Source organism: Nocardioides proteolyticus, from assembly GCF_051280635.3.
Taxonomy (GTDB): domain Bacteria; phylum Actinomycetota; class Actinomycetes; order Propionibacteriales; family Nocardioidaceae; genus Nocardioides.
Map to the genome: position 1 here is coordinate 107,509 of NZ_JBNBPO030000007.1, position 17,576 is coordinate 125,084.

General features: G+C 72.7%; 19 protein-coding genes. 12 read left to right on the forward strand and 7 right to left on the reverse strand.

Annotation, left to right across the window (positions count from 1 at the left end; all coding sequences use genetic code 11):
• Positions 1–9: 9 nt before the first annotated feature.
• On the reverse strand, positions 10–1,428 hold the full coding sequence (gene glnA, locus ACPOLA_RS06190; protein WP_435769530.1) for a type I glutamate--ammonia ligase: 1,419 nt from the start codon (positions 1,426–1,428) through the stop codon (positions 10–12).
• Between the two features lie 234 nt (positions 1,429–1,662).
• Between glnA and ACPOLA_RS06195 the strand changes: the two genes are divergently transcribed.
• Entirely contained in the window at positions 1,663–2,088 is a 426-nt protein-coding gene (locus ACPOLA_RS06195) for an RDD family protein (RefSeq protein ID WP_435769531.1), read from the forward strand.
• Positions 2,089–2,095: 7 nt separating this feature from the next.
• On the opposite strand, the gene ACPOLA_RS06200 is transcribed toward ACPOLA_RS06195, so the two are convergent.
• From ACPOLA_RS06200 to lipB, 3 genes are read right to left on the reverse strand one after another with little or no spacing between them, the layout of a single operon-like run.
• Entirely contained in the window at positions 2,096–2,779 is a 684-nt protein-coding gene (locus ACPOLA_RS06200; protein ID WP_435769532.1) for a DUF4191 domain-containing protein, read from the reverse strand.
• 57 nt (positions 2,780–2,836) lie between these two features.
• Positions 2,837–3,805, reverse strand: coding sequence for a lipoyl synthase (gene lipA / locus ACPOLA_RS06205; RefSeq protein WP_435769533.1), 969 nt, complete (start codon positions 3,803–3,805; stop codon positions 2,837–2,839).
• 49 nt (positions 3,806–3,854) lie between these two features.
• Entirely contained in the window at positions 3,855–4,646 is a 792-nt protein-coding gene (gene lipB, locus ACPOLA_RS06210; RefSeq protein ID WP_435769534.1) for a lipoyl(octanoyl) transferase LipB, read from the reverse strand.
• Positions 4,647–4,717: 71 nt separating this feature from the next.
• Here lipB and ACPOLA_RS06215 point away from each other — a divergent pair, with 71 nt between their 5' ends.
• Positions 4,718–5,347, forward strand: coding sequence for a hypothetical protein (locus ACPOLA_RS06215; protein ID WP_435769535.1), 630 nt, complete (start codon positions 4,718–4,720; stop codon positions 5,345–5,347).
• Here ACPOLA_RS06215 and ACPOLA_RS06220 read toward each other — a convergent pair.
• Together ACPOLA_RS06220 and sucB are read right to left on the reverse strand one after the other, a co-directional pair.
• A complete protein-coding gene (locus tag ACPOLA_RS06220; protein WP_435769536.1) occupies positions 5,275–6,192 on the reverse strand; it encodes a TIGR01777 family oxidoreductase in 918 nt (305 codons plus the stop codon). The two genes, ACPOLA_RS06215 and ACPOLA_RS06220, sit on opposite strands and share 73 nt — an antisense overlap.
• Before the next feature lie 43 nt (positions 6,193–6,235).
• Positions 6,236–8,158, reverse strand: a complete 1,923-nt coding sequence (sucB, locus tag ACPOLA_RS06225) for a 2-oxoglutarate dehydrogenase, E2 component, dihydrolipoamide succinyltransferase (RefSeq protein ID WP_435769537.1) — start codon at positions 8,156–8,158, stop codon at positions 6,236–6,238.
• A 69-nt stretch (positions 8,159–8,227) separates the two neighbouring features.
• Here sucB and ACPOLA_RS06230 point away from each other — a divergent pair, with 69 nt between their 5' ends.
• Positions 8,228–8,608 carry a hypothetical protein gene (locus tag ACPOLA_RS06230; protein ID WP_435769538.1) on the forward strand — a complete coding sequence of 127 codons (381 nt, stop codon included), beginning with the start codon at positions 8,228–8,230 and terminating at the stop codon, positions 8,606–8,608.
• On the opposite strand, the gene ACPOLA_RS06235 is transcribed toward ACPOLA_RS06230, so the two are convergent.
• Complete coding sequence (locus tag ACPOLA_RS06235) at positions 8,574–10,100, reverse strand: leucyl aminopeptidase (protein WP_435769539.1); 1,527 nt, start codon at positions 10,098–10,100, stop codon at positions 8,574–8,576. The genes ACPOLA_RS06230 and ACPOLA_RS06235 overlap by 35 nt on opposite strands.
• A 42-nt stretch (positions 10,101–10,142) precedes the next feature.
• On the opposite strand from ACPOLA_RS06235, the gene gcvT reads away from it, so the two are divergent.
• The 9 genes from gcvT to ACPOLA_RS06280 are packed head-to-tail and all read left to right on the forward strand — an operon-like array spanning position 10,143 to position 17,576.
• Positions 10,143–11,267: a glycine cleavage system aminomethyltransferase GcvT gene (gene gcvT / locus ACPOLA_RS06240; protein WP_435769540.1), complete on the forward strand. Its 1,125-nt coding sequence runs from the start codon at positions 10,143–10,145 to the stop codon at positions 11,265–11,267.
• A 1-nt stretch (position 11,268) separates the two neighbouring features.
• The gene (locus ACPOLA_RS06245) at positions 11,269–11,538 is read left to right on the forward strand and encodes a hypothetical protein (protein ID WP_435769541.1); all 270 of its coding nucleotides are present in this window, start codon (positions 11,269–11,271) and stop codon (positions 11,536–11,538) included.
• A 10-nt stretch (positions 11,539–11,548) separates the two neighbouring features.
• The gene (locus tag ACPOLA_RS06250; RefSeq protein ID WP_435769542.1) at positions 11,549–12,376 is read left to right on the forward strand and encodes a PhzF family phenazine biosynthesis protein; all 828 of its coding nucleotides are present in this window, start codon (positions 11,549–11,551) and stop codon (positions 12,374–12,376) included.
• A 52-nt stretch (positions 12,377–12,428) separates the two neighbouring features.
• Positions 12,429–13,241, forward strand: a complete 813-nt coding sequence (locus ACPOLA_RS06255; protein WP_435769543.1) for a thymidylate synthase — start codon at positions 12,429–12,431, stop codon at positions 13,239–13,241.
• Positions 13,242–13,244: 3 nt separating this feature from the next.
• Positions 13,245–13,760: a dihydrofolate reductase gene (locus ACPOLA_RS06260; RefSeq protein ID WP_435769544.1), complete on the forward strand. Its 516-nt coding sequence runs from the start codon at positions 13,245–13,247 to the stop codon at positions 13,758–13,760.
• Between the two features lie 26 nt (positions 13,761–13,786).
• Positions 13,787–14,731 carry an LLM class F420-dependent oxidoreductase gene (locus tag ACPOLA_RS06265; protein ID WP_435769545.1) on the forward strand — a complete coding sequence of 315 codons (945 nt, stop codon included), beginning with the start codon at positions 13,787–13,789 and terminating at the stop codon, positions 14,729–14,731.
• Between the two features lie 60 nt (positions 14,732–14,791).
• Entirely contained in the window at positions 14,792–15,715 is a 924-nt protein-coding gene (locus ACPOLA_RS06270) for an SRPBCC family protein (RefSeq protein ID WP_435769546.1), read from the forward strand.
• Positions 15,712–16,884, forward strand: coding sequence for a zinc-dependent alcohol dehydrogenase (locus ACPOLA_RS06275; protein WP_435769547.1), 1,173 nt, complete (start codon positions 15,712–15,714; stop codon positions 16,882–16,884). The genes ACPOLA_RS06270 and ACPOLA_RS06275 overlap by 4 nt, the downstream gene beginning before the upstream one ends.
• Complete coding sequence (locus ACPOLA_RS06280) at positions 16,857–17,576, forward strand: alpha/beta fold hydrolase (protein ID WP_435769548.1); 720 nt, start codon at positions 16,857–16,859, stop codon at positions 17,574–17,576. Before ACPOLA_RS06275 ends, ACPOLA_RS06280 begins: the two co-directional genes overlap by 28 nt.

The following is a 17,576-nucleotide window of genomic DNA, read 5'->3' on the forward strand; positions in this document are numbered from 1 at the left end:
CGACCTGGCTCAGATGTCGTAGTACAGCTCGAACTCGTGCGGATGCGGCCGCAGCTGCACCGGCGCGATCTCGTGCTCCCGCTTGTAGGAGACCCAGGTGTCGATCAGGTCCGGGGTGAAGACGTCGCCGGCGGTGAGGAACTCGTGGTCGGCCTCGAGGGCGTCGAGCACGGCGCCGAGCGACGTGGGGACCTGGGCGATCTCGGCCATCTCGTCCGGCGGGAGCTCGTAGATGTCCTTGTCGATCGGGGCGGCCGGCTCGATCTTGTTCTGGATGCCGTCGAGGCCGGCGAGCATGAGCGCCGAGAACGCGAGGTAGGGGTTCGCCGAGGGGTCGGGGAACCGGGTCTCGATGCGCTTGGCCTTCGGGTTGGTGCCGGTGATCGGGATCCGGACCGACGCCGAGCGGTTGCGCGAGGAGTAGACGAGCGAAATCGGGGCCTCGTAGCCGGGCACCAGGCGGTGGTAGGAGTTCACCGTCGGGTTGGTGAAGGCCAGCAGGGCCGGAGCGTGCTCGAGGATGCCGCCGATGTACCAGCGGGCCATGTCGGAGAGCCCGCCGTAGCCGGTCTCGTCGTAGAACAGGGGAGACCCGTCCTTCCACAGCGACTGGTGCACGTGCATGCCCGAGCCGTTGTCGCCGAAGATCGGCTTCGGCATGAAGGTGACGGACTTGTTGTTCTCCCACGCCGTGTTCTTGATGATGTACTTGAACTTCATCACGTCGTCGGCGGCGCGGAGCAGCGTGTCGAACTTGTAGTTGATCTCCGCCTGGCCGGCCGTGCCGACCTCGTGGTGGGCGCGCTCGACCTGCAGGCCGCAGGCCTCGAGGTTCTTCACCATCTCGTCGCGCAGGTCGCCGTAGTGGTCGTACGGCGCCACGGGGAAGTAGCCGCCCTTGAAGCGGGTCTTGTAGCCGCGGTTGTCGCCCTCGGCACCGGAGTTCCACCAGCCCTCGACGGAGTCGATGTGGTAGAAGCCCTCGTTGGCGCTCGTCGTGTAGCGCACGGAGTCGAAGATGTAGAACTCCGCCTCGGGAGCGAAGAACGCGGTGTCGGCGATGCCCGTGCTGGCGAGGTAGGCGAGCGCCTTCTTCGCGATGTTGCGGGGGTCGCGGGAGTAGGGCTCGCCGGTGATCGGGTCGTGGATGAAGAAGTTGATGACCAGCGTCTTCTGCACGCGGAACGGGTCGACGTAGGCGGTCGTCGGGTCCGGGAAGAGCGCCATGTCGGACTCGTTGATCGCCTGGAAGCCGCGGATCGAGGAGCCGTCGAAGCCCAGGCCGTCGTCGAACACCGACTGGTCGAACGACGACACCGGCACGGTGAAGTGCTGCATGATGCCGGGCAGGTCGCAGAAGCGGACGTCGACCTGCTCGACACCCTCGTCCTTGATGAACTTGAGCAGCTCTTCGCTGTTGTTGAACATTCGTTCCTCCTTGGCTGAGACCCACGGCTCAGCCACCAGTCAGGATGTTGCCGATCGGTTTCGATCGATGCCGGGTGATCGGTCGCGGCGCCGGACGCCACGATGCGTCGACCGCACCAGCAACTTAACCGGGGTGCAGTTTCCCACCCATCACCGAATTGTTTCGCCCATGTAAACAGGTCGCCGGTCAGGGGTGGCGGCCGTCTCAGCCCCGCGCGCACCTACCCTTGAGCGGTGCCCGGACCCGCCGACGTGACCAGCGAAGCCATCCCGACCGCATCCTGGGGCCGCCGGTTCGTCGCGCTCCTCGTGGACTGGCTGGTCTGCACGCTCGCGGTGCTGGCGTTCGTCGGCGTCGAGGAGTACGGCGAGCCGGGGTCCACCGCGTCGGCGGCGGTGCTCGGCGTGTTCGTGCTCGAGTCGGCGGTGCTCACCTGGCTCGCCGGCGGGTCGGTCGGCAAGCTGCTGACCGGCCTGTGCGTCGTACCCGCCGACGGACGGCTCCGGCGGCTCAGCCCGGTCAAGGCGTTCGCACGCCAGGTGCTCGTCGCGCTGGTGATCCCGCCGCTGGTGTTCCGGTCGGACGGACGCGGACTGCACGACATCTTCGCGGGGACCTCGACGGTGACCTTCGCGACGCTGCGGACGCTGGCGAAGTAGCCCGGCTTCAGCGGCCGCGCAGGTTGCCGCGCATCCCCTTCATCGAGGTGGGGATCGGGCCCTTGGGGAGCGGCATCTTGCCGCGCTGGGCGTCGAGCGCCTTGAGGCGCTGCCGGATCTCGGTGATCTCGGCCGGCTTCACCTGGCGACCCAGCTTCTGCACGTGCTTGACCAGCTTGGGCAGCGGGACCTGGCCCTCGTCCTTGCCGACGGTGACCTCGTGGACGGGGTAGTCGCCGGCGACGCGCTCGTGCTTGCGCCGCTCGCTGATCATCAGTTGGCGCAGCCGACCGGGGTTGCCCTCGCCGACGAGCACGATGCCCGGAGGTCCCACGAGGCGGTGCACCATGTCCTGCTGCTTGGTGAACCCGACGACCTCCTCCAGCACCCAGCCGCGCCGCAGCATCGTCAGCGCGCGGGCCGCGGCGCCGACCTGGCCGTCCAGCCGGTTGAACGCAGCCTTCTGCGCCCGCCGCCCGAAGACGATCATCACTGCGAGGAGGCCGATCAGCAGCGCGCCGACGATCGCCATGACCAGGCTGAAGGTGCCGTCGCCCGGGAGGACCCAGTAGAAGAGCGCGAAGCCGAGGCCGCCGAAGAGCAGGAAGGAGCCCAGCATCCACCAGCGGATCGCCGGGTCGACCTCCCGGGACATGCGGTAGGTCTCGAGGACCTGCCTCCGCCGGCTCATCTTGGAAGGGTCGAGAGGGGTGTTCGACATGGGGTGCTGCTGTCTCCTCGGCCGGTCTCAGGCGGTTGCTTCGGCCCGCGCCGCGGTTGCCTCGCGGGCGGACATCGCCTGACGGTACAGCCGACCGGCGCGGTACGACGAACGGACGAGCGGACCTGAGAGGACCCCCGCGAACCCGATCTCCTCGGCCTCGGCAGCGAGCTCGACGAACTCCTCCGGCTTCACCCAGCGCTCGACCGGGTGGTGGCGCACGGAGGGCCGCAGGTACTGCGTGATGGTCAGCAGCTCGCAGCCCGCGTCGTGGAGGTCGCGCATCGCCTGGCTGACCTCCTCGCGGGTCTCGCCCATGCCGAGGATCAGGTTGGACTTGGTGACCAGGCCGAACGCGCGGGCCTGGGTGAGGACGTCGAGCGAGCGGTCGTAGCGGAACGCCGGCCGGATCCGCTTGAAGATCCGCGGCACGGTCTCGACGTTGTGGGCGAGCACCTCGGGCCGCGACTCGAACACCTCGGCCAGGAGCTCGGGCCGGCCGTTGAAGTCGGGGATCAGGTTCTCCACGCCCGTGTCGGGGTTGAGCTCGTGGATGGCGCGGACCGTCTCGGCGTACAGCCAGGCGCCGCCGTCGGCGAGGTCGTCGCGCGCGACGCCGGTGATGGTGGCGTAGCGCAGCCCCATCTGCTGCACCGACTCCGCGACCCGGCGCGGCTCGTCACGGTCCAGCGGCTGCGGCTTGCCGGTGTCGATCTGGCAGAAGTCGCAGCGGCGGGTGCACTGGTCGCCGCCGATGAGGAAGGTGGCCTCGCGGTCCTCCCAGCACTCGAAGATGTTGGGACAGCCGGCCTCCTGGCAGACCGTGTGGAGTCCCTCGGACTTCACCAGCTTCTGCAGGGCGGTGTACTCCGGGCCCATCTTGGCCCGGGTCTTGATCCAGGACGGCTTCCGCTCGATCGGGGTCTCCGAGTTGCGGACCTCCAGACGGAGGAGCTTGCGTCCGTCCGGGTTGGGGGCGGGGGCGGGTGCGCTCACCCGTTCAGCCTACTCCCGGGGCCTGCAGCGGCTTCGTCCGCCGGCGCCCTCAGCCGGCAGGGCTGCGCGGGGCGTAGCTGAGCACGGGCACGGAGGCACCGGCGGCACCCGCACGCGCCGGGTCCGGCCGCGGGTCGTAGTCGGGCGTCGCCTCGTACGGCGCCCAGGCGAGCAGGTCGGCGAGGTGGCGTCGTACGGCGTCGAGGACCTCGGTCACCGCGACGTCGCGACCGAGCTCCCGGCTGAGGGAGGTCACGCCGGCGTCGGCGATGCCGCAGGGGACGAAGCGGTCGTACCAGCCGAGGTCGACGTCGCAGTTGAGAGCGAAGCCGTGCATGGTGACGCCCTGGCTCACCCGGATGCCGAGCGCTGCGATCTTGCGCTCGGGGCCGCGGGCGTCGGCGCGCAGCCAGACGCCGCTGCGGCCGGGGACCCGCGCCGTCGTGACGCCGAAGTCGGCGCAGACCCCGATCAGCGCCTCCTCCACCCGCCGGACGTAGTCGACCACCTTGACGTGGTCGGGCAGCCGGACGATCGGGTAGCCGACCAGCTGGCCGGGACCGTGGAAGGTGATCTTGCCGCCGCGGTCGACATCGATCACCGCGGCTCCGGCGGTGTCGACGGGCCGCTCGTGGGGGAGCGTGCGCTTGCCGGCGGTGAACACCGGGGGGTGCTCGAGCAGCAGCACCGTGTCCGGGAGGTCGCCGGTGGCGACCTGCGCGTGCACCTGTCGCTGCAGCTCCCACGCGGCGAGGTAGTCGATCGCGTCGCGGCCGAGCCCGGCCTCGCGGAAGTCGAGCCGGCGTGGGGGCCGGTGGGGGGCGGACGGCTGCGCGGTCACGACGTCGAGGGTACTCCGGGGCCTGTGGAGGAGCGGATGCGCGGGCGTCCCGACGCGGGTAGGAACGAGGCATGCCGACCTCGTCCAGCCGCCGCGGCAGTACGGCGCTCCTCGCCGGCACCGGCGTCGTCGTGCTCGCCGTGGCGGCGGCGGTGACGGCGGCGGTGCTGCGGTCCACGGCACCCTCCGGCGAGGGCGGCTCCGGCCCGGCGACCGCGGCGGTGGTGGCGCCGGGGGCGCAGGCGGTGCCGGTGACCCGCGCCGTCGGCTCGCTCGCCGTGCTCCGCGACTGGGACCGGGCCCGGGCGCGGGCCTGGGCGGCGGGCGACCCCGATGCGCTGCGGCGGCTCTACGTGCCCGGGTCGGCGGCGGGGGAGCGCGACGTCGCGATGCTCCGCGCCTGGCGGGAGCGGGGCCTGCGCGTCGAGCGGCTGACCATGCAGGTGCTCGCCGTCGAGCTGCGGAGCCGCACGGCGCGCCGGCTCGTGCTGGTCGTGACCGACCGGGTGGCCGACGCGCTCGCCGTCGCCACCCGCGGCCGCGCGGCACGCAGGCTGCCGCGCGACGCCCCGACGACGCGCCGGCTGGAGTTCCACCGCGTGGGACCGCGGTGGCTGCTCGCGTCGGCTCAGGAGGTCGGCCGCGCGGCGGAGAGCCCGGCCGACAGCACCGCGTCGACGTCGGGGTCGGCGAACCCGTAGCCGAGCTCGAGCAACCGCGCCGGGCGGAGGTTCAGCGAGCCGAGGACCTCGGGGGCCATCGGTCCCGCCGCGACGCGCAGCACCGGCGACGGCACGGCGAGAAGGGCCGGCCGGTGGACCAGTCGCGCCAGGGCGGCGGTGAACTCCGCGTTGGTGGGCGTGCGGGGCGCGCAGACGTTGACCGGCCCGCTCGCCTCGGCGTGCTCGACGAGGAACGCGACCGCGCCGACCCAGTCGCGCAGCGACACGACCGGATAGTGCTGCCGGCCGCTGCCGAGCCGCCCGCCCAGGCCCGCCTTGAACAGCACGCGCTGCTGCTGGAGCGGCGGACCCGTCCGGTCCTGCACCGGGGCGGTGCGCAGCAGCACCACGCGCGCCCCGGCGTCGTGCGCCGGCCCGGTCGCGGCCTCCCACTCCCGGCAGACCCGGGTCAGCAGCGCATGGCCCCGCGTGTCGCTCGCCTCGGTGAGCTCGACCGGCCCGTGGTCGCCGTACCAGCTAACGCCGGAGGCGTTGACCAGGGCCGGCGTGCCTCCGGCCGCGGCGACGGCCGCCGCCAACGTGCTCGTCGTGGCGACCCGGCTCGCCCCGACGTCGTCGGCCCACCGCCTGGAGTGGGGGTTGCCGACGAGCGGGGAGCCGCCGAGGTTGACCACCACGTCCGCGGCTGCGACGACGCGCCGGTCGACCACTCCGCTCTGCGGGTCCCAGGCAGACTCGTCCGGGCCGCGGGGCGGACGCCGGACCAACCGGGTCAGCCGGTGGCCCCGGCGCTCCAGCTCGGCGCACAGGTGGCGACCGAGGAAGCCCGAGGACCCGGCGACGACGACGTTGAGGCTGGCCACGTCGACAGCCTGCCACCGTGCCGGTGACGCACCGACCGCTGCGTCAGACCTCGAACTGGGCAGCCTCGAGCCGCCTCTTCACGTCCTGCAGGAAGCGCCCGGCGTCCGCGCCGTCGACGAGGCGGTGGTCGTAGGTCAGCGCGAGGTGGACCATGTGCCGCACGGCGATCGTCTCGCCGAGGTCGGGGTCGTCGATCACCACGGGCCGCTTCACCACGGCGCCGGGGCCGAGGATCGCGACCTGCGGCTGGTTGATGATCGGGGTGTCCCACAGCGCGCCGACGCTGCCGAGGTTGGTGATCGTGAACGTGCCCCCGGACAGCTCGTCGGGACCGATCTTGTTGGTGCGCGTGCGCTGTGCGACGTCCGCGATCTTCTTCGCCAGCCCGGAGACCGACAGGTCGCCGGCGTCCTTGACGACCGGCGTCAGCAGGCCCTTCTCGGTGTCCACCGCGAACGCGACGTTCTCGCGGTCGTAGTAGGTGACCTCGCCCTTCTCCGTGTCGATCGTCGCGTTGAGCGCAGGGTGCGACTTGAGCGCGTCGATCGCCGCCTTGGCGAAGAACGGGAGGTAGGAGAGCTTGACGCCCTCGCGGGCGGCGAACTCCTCCTTCACGCTCTCGCGCAGGCGCGCCACGTTGGTCACGTCGACCTCGACGACCTGCGTCAGCTGGGCGGAGACCTGCAGCGACTCGACCATCCGCTGGGCGATGATCTTGCGCAGCCTGCTCAGCGGGACCGTCTGGCCGCGCAGCGGCGAGGGGCTCGAGGACGGCGCTGCGGCGGCCGAGCCGCCGGAGGCGGCGGACGCCTGCCCACCCGACGCGGCCGGCGTCGAGGACGCGGAGGCCTTCTGGGCGGAGGCGGCGTCGAGCACGTCCTGCTTGCGGATCCGGCCGCCCACACCGGAGCCCTGCACCTGGGCGAGGTCCACGCCGTGCTGCGACGCGAGCTTGCGGACCAGCGGGGTCACGTAGCCCGGACCGTCGCTCGAGGATCCCGACGACCCGGAGGCGCCCGACGACTGCTCGCTCGACTGCTGCTCCGGAGCCGCGGGCGCGGAGGCCTCGGGGGCGGATGCGGGCGGCGCCTGCCGCTCGTCCTGCTGCTGTTGCTGCGGGGGCTCCGCCGGCTGCTCCTGCTGCTTCGGCGCCTCCTGCTCCGGCTGCTCCTTCTGCTTCGGCGCCTCTTGCTTCGGCTGCTCCTGCTGGGGCTGCTCCTGCTTCGGTGCCTCCTGCTGAGCCGGCTGACCGGAGCCGATGACGGCCAGCTCGGCGCCGACCTCGACCGTCTCGTCCTCCTCGGCCTTGATCTCCAGCAGGGTGCCGGCGACCGGCGAGGGGATCTCGGTGTCGACCTTGTCGGTGGAGACCTCGAGCAGCGGCTCGTCGACGGCGACCTCGTCGCCGACGCTCTTCAGCCAGCGCGTGACGGTGCCCTCGGTGACCGACTCACCCAGCGCCGGAAGGGTGACGGGCGTGCTGCTGCCGGACCCGCCCGAGCCCCCGAATCCCCCCGACCCGCCCGACTCAGCGGAGGCACCCGAGTCCCCGGAGTCGCCCGAGGCGGCCGGCTGCTTCTCGGCCTCCGGTGTCTCGTCGCCGGCGGGGAGGTCGCCCTTCTCCGCGGCGATCTGCTCCTCCTGCTCGGCCTTCTTCTCCGCCTCGCCCTCGTCGGCGGGCTGCGCCTCCGGCGTCGCCGTCTCGCCGGCGTCACCGCTCGACTCGCCCTCGTCACCCACGACCGCCAGCACCGCGCCGACCTCGACGGTGTCGTCCTCGTTGGCCTTGATCTCCAGCAGCGTCCCGCCGACCGGGGACGGGATCTCGGTGTCCACCTTGTCGGTGGAGACCTCCAGGAGCGGCTCGTCCACCGCGATCTGGTCGCCGACCTGCTTGAGCCATCGGGTGACGGTGCCCTCGGTGACGGACTCGCCGAGCGCGGGGAGAGTGACTTCGGTCGCCATGGCCCAATACTTGCACCCCGCTGGACAAACGCGGCAACGACCTCCCGGCGATCGGGCACACTGTCGGCCATGAGTTGGTTGGACCGGTTCCGGCGTCGCCCGCGGGTGCGGATGAGCGGCCCTGCCAAGGACGCAGCGCGCACCGGATCGACCCGCGTCCGGGCAGCCGACCGGGTCGACGAGCAGCACCTGCGTGAGTGGCTCCAGGCCCGCCGCGGCGTCGAGGGCTTCGTCGAGCCGCGCACCGCGGTGAGCGAGGTGACCCTGCTGCTCGTCGCCCACGACGGGGAGTGGACCCGTCGCCGCGTGCCGTCGGTGAAGTGGGCGCACGACTTCTGCAACACCCACCAGGTGCCGTCGTACGACGCCGCGGTGGTCGGCATCCCGCAGCGGATGCGCGACTACAACTCCCGGGTCAGGCAGGCTCAGAAGAAGCGGCAGCAGCCCTGACCGACTGCGCCCGGAGCCACTCGACGAGGGTGGCGACGCCGTAGCCGGTCGCGCCCGAGGGCCAGTGCCCGCTCGGGCCGCCCTTGTTGAACGTCGGGCCGGCGATGTCGAGGTGCGCCCAGGGGAGACCGCCGGTGAACTCACGCAGGAACGCGGCGGCGAACAGGCCGCCTCCCCACCGGATCCAGTCGTGCTGGGCGAGGTCGGCGATGGTGCTGCTGTGGATCCGGGAGTCCATGTAGTCGGGGATCGGCATCGGCCAGGCGTCCTCGCCCGCGGCATCGGCGGCGGCGAGGAGCTCGGCGACCACGGCGTCGTCGCCCATCACGCCCGCGAGCCGGTCGCCGAGCGCGAGCACCATGTGCCCGGTCAGCGTCGCGATGTCGACGATGGCGTCGGGCCTCCGCTCGACCGCCAGGCCGAGGGCGTCGGCGAGGGCCAGGCGCCCCTCAGCGTCGGTGTTGCTGACCTCGACGGTGGTGCCGCCGTAGGTCGTCAGCACGTCGCCCGGGCGCATCGACGCGGCGCCGACCATGTTCTCGGCGAGCGAGGCGAAGGCAGTGACCTGCACCGGCAGCCCGAGCCGCGCGGCGGCGAGGGTGGCCTGCACGACGGCGGCGGCGCCGGCCATGTCCTCCTTCATGGTGGTCATGCTGCTTGCGGGCTTGATGGTCAGCCCGCCGGAGTCGAAGGTGATGCCCTTCCCGACCAGGGCGACGTGACCGACGGCGTGCTTGGGCTTGTAGGAGAGCTCGACGATGCGAGGCGGCGCGGCGGAGGCGGCGCCGACGGCCAGCACGCCACCACAGCCGAGCTCGGCGAGCCGCACCTCGTCGAGGATCTCCACCTTCACCTTGGCGGTGCCGCCGGGCAGCGCCTTGTTGGCCGCCTTGGCCGCGGCCGCGATGGAGTCGGCGAAGGCGGGCGGGGTGAGGTCGGCGGGCGGCGTGTTCACCCAGTCGCGAGCCGCGACGACGGCGTCCACCACGACGTGGGTCTCCTCCAGCGCCGCGGTGAACTCGGCGCGCCGAGCCCCCGGGGTGAGCACCACGACCTCGGCCGGTGTGGTGGTCGGCGGGGGCTTGCTCTTGTAGCCGGTGAACGAGTAGCCGCCGAGCCGGTACCCCTCCAGCACCGCGCGCACCAGGTCGGGGCTGTCCGCGGGGAGGGCGAGGGCCACGGACGCCGCGTTGGTCACCGCACGCGCGGCGTTGCCGGCGGCCCGGCGCAGGTCGGCGGCGCCCGGCTCGGAGCCCAGGCCGACGAGCACGAGCAGCGGAGAGGCGATCACCCCGGCCGTCGGGACCTTCGTCACCTCGCCGGGCTTGCCCTTGGCGCCGACCGTGGCCAGCAGCCCGGAGAGCTTGCGGCCGTAGGCGGCGGCCACGTCCTCGCCGCCCGGTGCCAGCCCGCCGTCGGGGAGGACGCCGACGACGACCGCCTCCGCTCGGGTCTTCGCAGGGCTGGCGTTGCGGAGGGCGAAGGAGGTCACCGGCGCAGCCTACCGAGCGGTAGATGCAATAGATTCCGGCTCATGGCTGACGCGACGGGCTCCGCCCCCACCTCGATCCGCTCGCCGCTCCACGACCGCCACGAGGCGCTGGGCGCGAAGTTCTCGGAGTTCGGTGGCTGGTCGATGCCGCTGGAGTACCCCACCGGTGTCGTGAAGGAGCACACCGCCGTGCGCGGCGCCGCCGGCCTGTTCGACGTCAGCCATCTCGGCAAGCTGGTCGTCCGCGGACCGGGCTCGGCGGACTTCCTCAACCAGACCCTGAGCAACGACCTGCGGCGGATCGGGCCCGGCCGGGCGCAGTACACCCTCGTGGTCGACGACGCGACCGGCGGCATCGTCGACGACGTCTTCAGCTACTACCGCGCCGACGACGACGTGCTGCTGGTCCCCAACGCCTCCAACAACGCCGAGGTGCACCGGCGGCTCGCGGAGGCCGCACCCGACGGGATCGAGGTCGTCGACCACCACCGCGACTACGTGGTGCTCGCCGTGCAGGGCCCCCGGGCCGACGAGGTGCTCGCGGCGATCGGGATGCCCGTGGGACACGACTACCTGAGCTTCGTGGAGGAGACCTTCGAGGGGGCGGCGGTGATCGTCTGCCGCACCGGCTACACCGGGGAGCGTGGCTACGAGCTGATCGCGCCGGTGGAGGTCGCCGCCCCGCTGTGGGACCGGCTGGTGGAGGCCGGCCAGGAGCACGGTCTCGTGCCGTGCGGGCTCGGTGCCCGCGACACCCTTCGCACCGAGATGGGCTACCCCCTGCACGGCCAGGACATCTCCCCGGACATCACCCCCAACGAGGCCCGCCTCGGGTGGGCGGTCGGCTGGAAGAAGGAGCGGTTCTGGGGGCGCGACCGGCTGCTCGCCGAGCGCGAGGCCGGCCCGCGCCGCAAGCTCGTCGGCCTGGTCTCGACCGGCCGTGCGATCCCGCGTCCCCACATGAGTGTCCGCCTCCTGCGCGACGTCCCGCTCGGCGAGGTCACCTCCGGCACGTTCTCGCCCACGTTGCGCAAGGGGATCGCACTCGCCCTCGTCGCGACCGCCGTGGACGACGGAGCCGAGGTCACCGTCGACGTCCGCGGCCGGCCCGAGGTCTTCCAGGTCACCAAGCCGCCGTTCGTGCAGCCCTCCGTGCGAGAGTCGTGAGATGAACCTCCCCGAGCCCCCTGCCGTGTTCCGCCCGCCCACGCCCGCCGAGCGCCCCTGGTGGTGGCGGCTGGAGAGCGCCACCGGCGAGGAGGTCGGGCTCAGCGGCGACGCCGCCGAGGAGTACGGCGACCAGCGCTTCGCCAACCAGGGCGACGCCGAGTCGTGGATCGGTGAGACCTGGCCCGAGCTGCTCGAGCTCGGCGTCGCGCAGGTGACGCTGTTCGAGCTCGAGCGCGAGGTCTACGGGCCGATGAAGCTCTCCGCCTGAGCGCCGCCCGATGCGCCCCTTCCGCCAGGTCGACGTCTTCAGCGACCACCCCCTGCTCGGCAACCCCGTCGCCGTCGTCCACGACGCCGACGGGATCGCCGACGACCAGATGCAGGCGTTCGCCCGCTGGACCAACCTCAGCGAGACCACCTTCCTGCTCCAGCCGACGGACCCGGCCGCCGACTACCGCCTGCGGATCTTCACCCCGGGCGGCGAGCTCCCGTTCGCCGGCCACCCGACGCTCGGCTCCGCCCACGCCTGGCTGGAGGCGGGTGGTGTGCCGGCCGGCGAGCAGCTGGTGCAGGAGTGCGGCCTCGGGCTGGTCCCGGTGCGTCGTACGAGCGGACGGCTGGCCTTCGCCGCCCCGCGGCTGGTGCGCTCCGGGCCGGTGGACCCCACGCTCGTGGACGAGATCGTGGCCGCGCTCGGCCTCGCGGTGGGCGACGTCGTGGAGACGCAGTGGGTCGACAACGGACCCGGCTGGGTCGGTGTCCGGCTGCGCACTGCCGAGGAGGTGCTCGCGCTGCGGCCCGACTTCGCGCGGCTTCCCTCCGACGTCGGCGTGGTCGGACCGCACCCCGAGGGATCGGAGTGCGAGGTCGAGGTCAGGGCCTTCTGCCAGCCCTCGATGGGGCTCGCCGAGGATCCGGTGACCGGCTCGCTCAACGCCTCGCTCGCGCAGTGGCTCGCCGGCCGCGTGCTCCCGCCGTCGTACGTCGCCGCGCAGGGCACCGTGCTTGGCCGCCGGGGCCGCGTCCACGTCGAGACCGCCGATGACGGCGTGATCTGGGTCGGCGGCCGGACCCTGACCACGGTGGCGGGGACCGTCGGCCTCTGACGCACGGCGAGCGCTCCCGTGCTCGCCGGCCGAGGGCAACTAGGCTGTCCACGTGCGGCCCTACCTCGACCTGATGCAGCGGATCCTCGACGAGGGCGTGGAGAAGGGCGACCGCACCGGCACCGGCACGCTCAGCGTGTTCGGCCACCAGATGCGCTTCGACCTGGCCGCGGGCTTCCCGCTGGTCACGACGAAGAAGGTGCACACGCGCTCGGTGTTCGGCGAGCTGCTCTGGTTCCTCCGCGGCGACACCAACGTGAAGTGGCTGCAGGACCGCGGCATCACCATCTGGGACGAGTGGGCCGACGCCAACGGCGACCTCGGTCCGGTCTACGGCTACCAGTGGCGCTCCTGGCCGACGCCCGACGGCGGCCACGTCGACCAGGTCAAGCAGGTCGTCGAGCAGATCCGGAGCGACCCCGACAGCCGGCGCCACATCGTGTCGGCCTGGAACGTCGCCGACATCCCGCAGATGGCGCTCGCGCCCTGCCACACCCTCTTCCAGTTCTACGTCGCCCCCGACCCCGACGGCGGCCCCGGCCGGCTCAGCTGCCAGCTCTACCAGCGCTCGGGCGACGTGTTCCTCGGGGTGCCGTTCAACATCGCGTCGTACGCCCTGCTCACCCACATGGTCGCCCACGTCACGGGACTGCGGGTCGGCGAGCTCGTGCACACCCTCGGTGACGCCCACCTCTACTCCAACCACCTCGAGCAGGCCCGGCTGCAGCTGACCCGGGAGCCTCGGCCGCTGCCGACCCTGTGGCTCAACCCCGAGGTCACCGAGCTGGACGCGTTCGACCTCGACGACATCCGGATCGAGGGCTACGACCCGCACCCGGGCATCAAGGCCCCCATCGCGGTCTAGCGGATGACCCCTGCAGGCAAGCGCGTCACCATGGTGGCGGCGGTGGCGCGCAACGGCGTCATCGGCGCCGAGCGCGGGATCCCCTGGCACCTGCCCGAGGACTTCGCGCACTTCAAGCGCACCACGATCGGGCACGTGCTCGTGCTCGGTCGCACCACGCATGAGGGGATCGGCAGGGCCCTGCCCGGCCGCGAGACGATCGTGCTGACCACCCGCGCCGACTGGTCCGACGACGGCGTGCACGTCGCCCACACCATCGCCGAGGCGCTCGAGCTGGCCGACACGCTGATCGGCGACCGTCCCGGCGTGGAGGTGATGATCGGCGGCGGTGCAGCGGTCTACGACGCCGCGATGCCGTACGCCGACGTGCAGGTGATCAGCGAGGTGCATCTCTCGCCCGAGGGCGACACGTTCTATCCGGCGTTCAGCCCCAAGCGGTGGCGGGAGGTGCGCCGCGAACCGCACGAGGGCTTCGACATCGTGTGGTGGGAGCGGGTCTTCGCCTGCGGCGGCGCCTAGTTCGCGCCGGCTGGCAGGCTGGCGGCATGACTGTCGAACTCCGTGTCTTCACCGAGCCCCAGCAGGGCGCGACGTACGACGACCTGCTGGCCGTGGCCCGCACGGCCGAGGAGCTGGGCTTCGGTGCGTTCTTCCGCAGCGACCACTACCTGCACATGAGCGGCGACGGCCTGCCCGGCTCGACCGACGCCTGGACGACGCTCGCCGGGCTGGCGCGCGACACCAGCCGGATCCGGCTCGGGACGCTGATGACGAGCGCGACCTTCCGCCACCCCGGCGTCCTCGCGATCCAGGTGGCGCAGGTGGACCAGATGAGCGGCGGCCGGGTCGAGCTCGGCATCGGCGCCGGGTGGTTCACCCAGGAGCACACCGCCTACGGCATCCCGTTCCCGGACACCAAGGAGCGGTTCGAGCGCTACGCCGAGCAGCTGGAGCTGATCACCGGGATCTGGGCGACGCCGACGGGGGAGCGCTACGACTTCTCCGGCGCCCACTACCAGCTCACCGACTCGCCGGCCCTGCCGAAGCCGGCGCAGTCCACCGGCCTGCGGGGCGGTCCGCCGATCCTGGTCGGCGGGCTGGGCAAGAAGAAGACGCCGGCCCTCGCCGCGGCGTACGCCGACGAGTTCAACCTGCCCTTCGTCGACGAGGAGACGACCGAGGCCCAGTTCCGGCGGGTGCGCGAGGCCGCCGAGCGGATCGGGCGGGACCCGGCCACCCTCACCTGGTCGAACGCGCTGGTCCTGTGCGTCGGCCAGGACGAGGCCGAGATCGCCCGGCGCGCCGAGGCCATCGGCCGCGAGGTCGACGAGCTGCGTGCCAACGGGCTCGCCGGGACGCCGGACGAGGTGGTCGACAAGATCAGGCGCTACGAGGCCCTCGGCGCCCAGCGGGTCTACCTCCAGGTGCTCGACCTGTCCGACCTCGACCACCTGCGGCTGGTCGCGGCGGAGGTCATGCCGCACGTCTGATCGGGCGGGATCACCGCCGCCGGTCGGGGTACCGCTGAGGTCCCCGACCGAGGACGGACCATGAACACACCCGAGAGCCACACCCGAAGGCTGGTCTCCGCGCTCGGCTGGACCAGCCTCGCGCTCGCCGCCGCGCCGCTCGCCCGACCCGCGGCGGTCGCCCGCGCCGTGGGAGTCGACGACGACCCGCTCGCCGAGACGGCCGTCCGGGCGGTCGGCGCCCGGGAGCTGCTCCACGGCGCGCTGCTGCTGGCCGGCCCCACCGGCACCGTCTGGACCCGCGTCGCCGGCGACGCGCTCGACCTGGCGATGCTGGGCAGGGCCGCCCGCGCGCGAAGCGGCGACCGACGTGCCCGGGCGATGACCGCCCTCGCGGTCGTCGGCGGCATCACGCTGGCCGACCTGTACGCCGCCCGCCGCACCCTCCGGGCGCAGCACGGCGGCGACCGGCCCGGCCCGCTGGAGCTCACGGCGTCCGTCACTGTCAACCGCAGCCCGGACGAGGTCTACGCCTTCTGGCGCGACCTGGAGAACCTGCCGCGCTTCATGCTCCACCTCCAGTCGGTCGACGACCTCGGCGGCGGCCGCTCCCGCTGGCGCGCCAACGCGCCGCTGCGCCGCCGCAGCGTCGAGTGGGAGGCGGAGCTGACCAGCGAGGAGCCGGGCCGCCGGATCGCCTGGAAGTCCCTCCCGGGCGCCGACGTGGCCAACGCCGGCACCGTCCACTTCGGGCACACCCCCGACGGCCGCAGCACCGAGGTGAAGGTGGTGCTGCACTACGACGTTCCCGGCGGGCGGGTGGGGCGCGCGGTCGCCCGGCTGCTCGGCGAGGAGCCGGTGCAGCAGGTCCGCGACGACCTGCGCCGCCTCAAGCAGGTGCTCGAGACCGGTGACCTGGTCCGCACCGAGGGCCTGCCCCAGGGCACCGACGCCCGGCACCAGGCGGTGCAGCGACCCGCCGCGCCGATGGGAGGCGGCCGATGAGGGCCGTGGTGTGGGAGGCGCCCACGAAGGTCGGCGTCCACGACGTGCCGGACCCCCAGATCCTCAACGACCGCGACGCGATCATCCGGGTCACCAGCACCGCAGTCTGCGGCTCGGACCTGCACCTCTACGACGGCTACGTGCCGGAGGTGATGCCGGGCGACATCCTCGGGCACGAGTTCATGGGCGAGGTCGTCGAGGTGGGCCGGGGGGTGGGCAACCTCGCTCCGGGCGACCGGGTCGTCGTACCGTTCCCCATCGCCTGCGGCGCCTGCCGGGCCTGCGAGCGCGAGCTGTGGTCGCTGTGCGAGAACTCCAACCCCAACGCGGGGCTCGCCGAGAAGCTGATGGGCCACTCCCCGGCGGGGATCTTCGGCTACTCCCACCTCCTCGGCGGCTATCCCGGCGGGCAGGCGGAGTACGCCCGGGTGCCGTTCGCCGACGTGGGCCCGATGAAGATCGAGGACGACCTCACCGACGAGCAGGTGCTCTTCCTCACCGACGTCCTGCCCACCGGCTACATGGGCGCCGAGATGTGCGACATCGCGCCCGGGGACGTGGTGGCGGTGTGGGGTGCCGGTCCGGTCGGCCAGTTCGCCGCGATCAGCGCCCGGCTCCTCGGCGCCTCCCGGGTCATCGTGATCGACCGGGTCCCCGAGCGGCTCGCGCTGGCCAAGGAGAGGGCCGGCGCCGACGTCCTCAACTACGAGGAGACCTCGGTGCTGGAGGAGCTTCGCGAGCTGACGGCCGGCCGCGGCCCCGACCACTGCATCGAGGCGGTCGGCATGGAGTCACACGCCGACTTCTCACCGATCCACGCCTACGACAAGGCCAAGCAGCTGGTGAAGTCGCAGACCGGGCGACCCCAGGCGCTGCGCGAGGCGATCCTCGCCTGCGCCAACGGCGGCACCGTCTCGGTGCTGGGCGTCTTCGGCGGGTTCATCGACAAGTTCCCCATGGGGTCGGTGATGAACCGGTCGCTCACCATCAGGACCGGGCAGTGCCACGTCCACCGCTACCTGCGGCCGCTGCTGGACCGGATCCGCGCCGGCGAGATCGACCCGACCTACATCATCAGCCACCGGCTGCCGCTCGAGGACGCTCCGCACGCCTACGACATCTTCAAGCACAAGCAGGACGAGTGCACGAAGGTCGTGCTGAAGCCCTGAGCGTCCCGACGGTCGTGCTGGTGCCCGGCCTCGGCCTCGGCCCCGAGGCCTGGGCGCCCACCCTGCGCCACACGAGGTACGACGCCCGGTCGGTGGTGCACCGCCTGCCGGGCTACGGGCGCCCCTACGACCACGACGACCTGCACCCGCAGGCCCTGGCCCGACGGCTCCTCGACGAGCTCGACGGTCGCGTCGACGGTGACCTCGTGCTGGTGGGGCACTCGGCCAGCTGCCAGGTGGTCGCGCACGCCGCCGCGCTGGCCCCGCGTCGCACCAGGGGACTGGTGCTGGTGGGCCCGACGACCGACCCGCGCGCGGCCTCCTGGCCGGATCTTGCCGGCCGGTGGCTGCGCACCGCGGCCCACGAGACGCCGCGACAGGTGCCGACGCTGGTGCGGCAGTACCGGCGCACCACGCTCCGCACGATGCGCCGCGCGATGGACGTGGCACGCCGCGACCCGATCGAGCGGCTGCTGGCCGACTGGTCGGGCCCGGTGCTGGTCGTGCGCGGCCGGCACGACGCGATCTGCCCGGAGGAGTGGGGCGCCGCGCTGGCCCGCCTGGCGTCGTACGGCGCGGTGGTGACGCTGCCGCGCGGGGGACACATGGTGCCGCTCACCCACGGCGAGCTGGTGGCGCCACTGCTCGACCGCGCCGTGTCCCGCGTCGGGCACGGGCCGGCGCGGGGATAG

What these genes read in the sequence shown, in the direction of transcription:
- glnA (WP_435769530.1), bottom strand. Translation starts at nt 1,428, where the DNA reads ATGTTCAACAACAGCGAAGAGCTGCTCAAGTTCATCAAGGACGAGGGT.
- ACPOLA_RS06200 (WP_435769532.1), bottom strand. Translation starts at nt 2,779, where the DNA reads ATGAGCCGGCGGAGGCAGGTCCTCGAGACCTACCGCATGTCCCGGGAG.
- ACPOLA_RS06215 (WP_435769535.1), top strand. Translation starts at nt 4,718, where the DNA reads ATGCCGACCTCGTCCAGCCGCCGCGGCAGTACGGCGCTCCTCGCCGGC.
- sucB (WP_435769537.1), bottom strand. Translation starts at nt 8,158, where the DNA reads ATGGCGACCGAAGTCACTCTCCCCGCGCTCGGCGAGTCCGTCACCGAG.
- ACPOLA_RS06230 (WP_435769538.1), top strand. Translation starts at nt 8,228, where the DNA reads ATGAGTTGGTTGGACCGGTTCCGGCGTCGCCCGCGGGTGCGGATGAGC.
- gcvT (WP_435769540.1), top strand. Translation starts at nt 10,143, where the DNA reads ATGGCTGACGCGACGGGCTCCGCCCCCACCTCGATCCGCTCGCCGCTC.
- ACPOLA_RS06245 (WP_435769541.1), top strand. Translation starts at nt 11,269, where the DNA reads ATGAACCTCCCCGAGCCCCCTGCCGTGTTCCGCCCGCCCACGCCCGCC.
- ACPOLA_RS06250 (WP_435769542.1), top strand. Translation starts at nt 11,549, where the DNA reads ATGCGCCCCTTCCGCCAGGTCGACGTCTTCAGCGACCACCCCCTGCTC.
- ACPOLA_RS06260 (WP_435769544.1), top strand. Translation starts at nt 13,245, where the DNA reads ATGACCCCTGCAGGCAAGCGCGTCACCATGGTGGCGGCGGTGGCGCGC.
- ACPOLA_RS06265 (WP_435769545.1), top strand. Translation starts at nt 13,787, where the DNA reads ATGACTGTCGAACTCCGTGTCTTCACCGAGCCCCAGCAGGGCGCGACG.
- ACPOLA_RS06270 (WP_435769546.1), top strand. Translation starts at nt 14,792, where the DNA reads ATGAACACACCCGAGAGCCACACCCGAAGGCTGGTCTCCGCGCTCGGC.
- ACPOLA_RS06275 (WP_435769547.1), top strand. Translation starts at nt 15,712, where the DNA reads ATGAGGGCCGTGGTGTGGGAGGCGCCCACGAAGGTCGGCGTCCACGAC.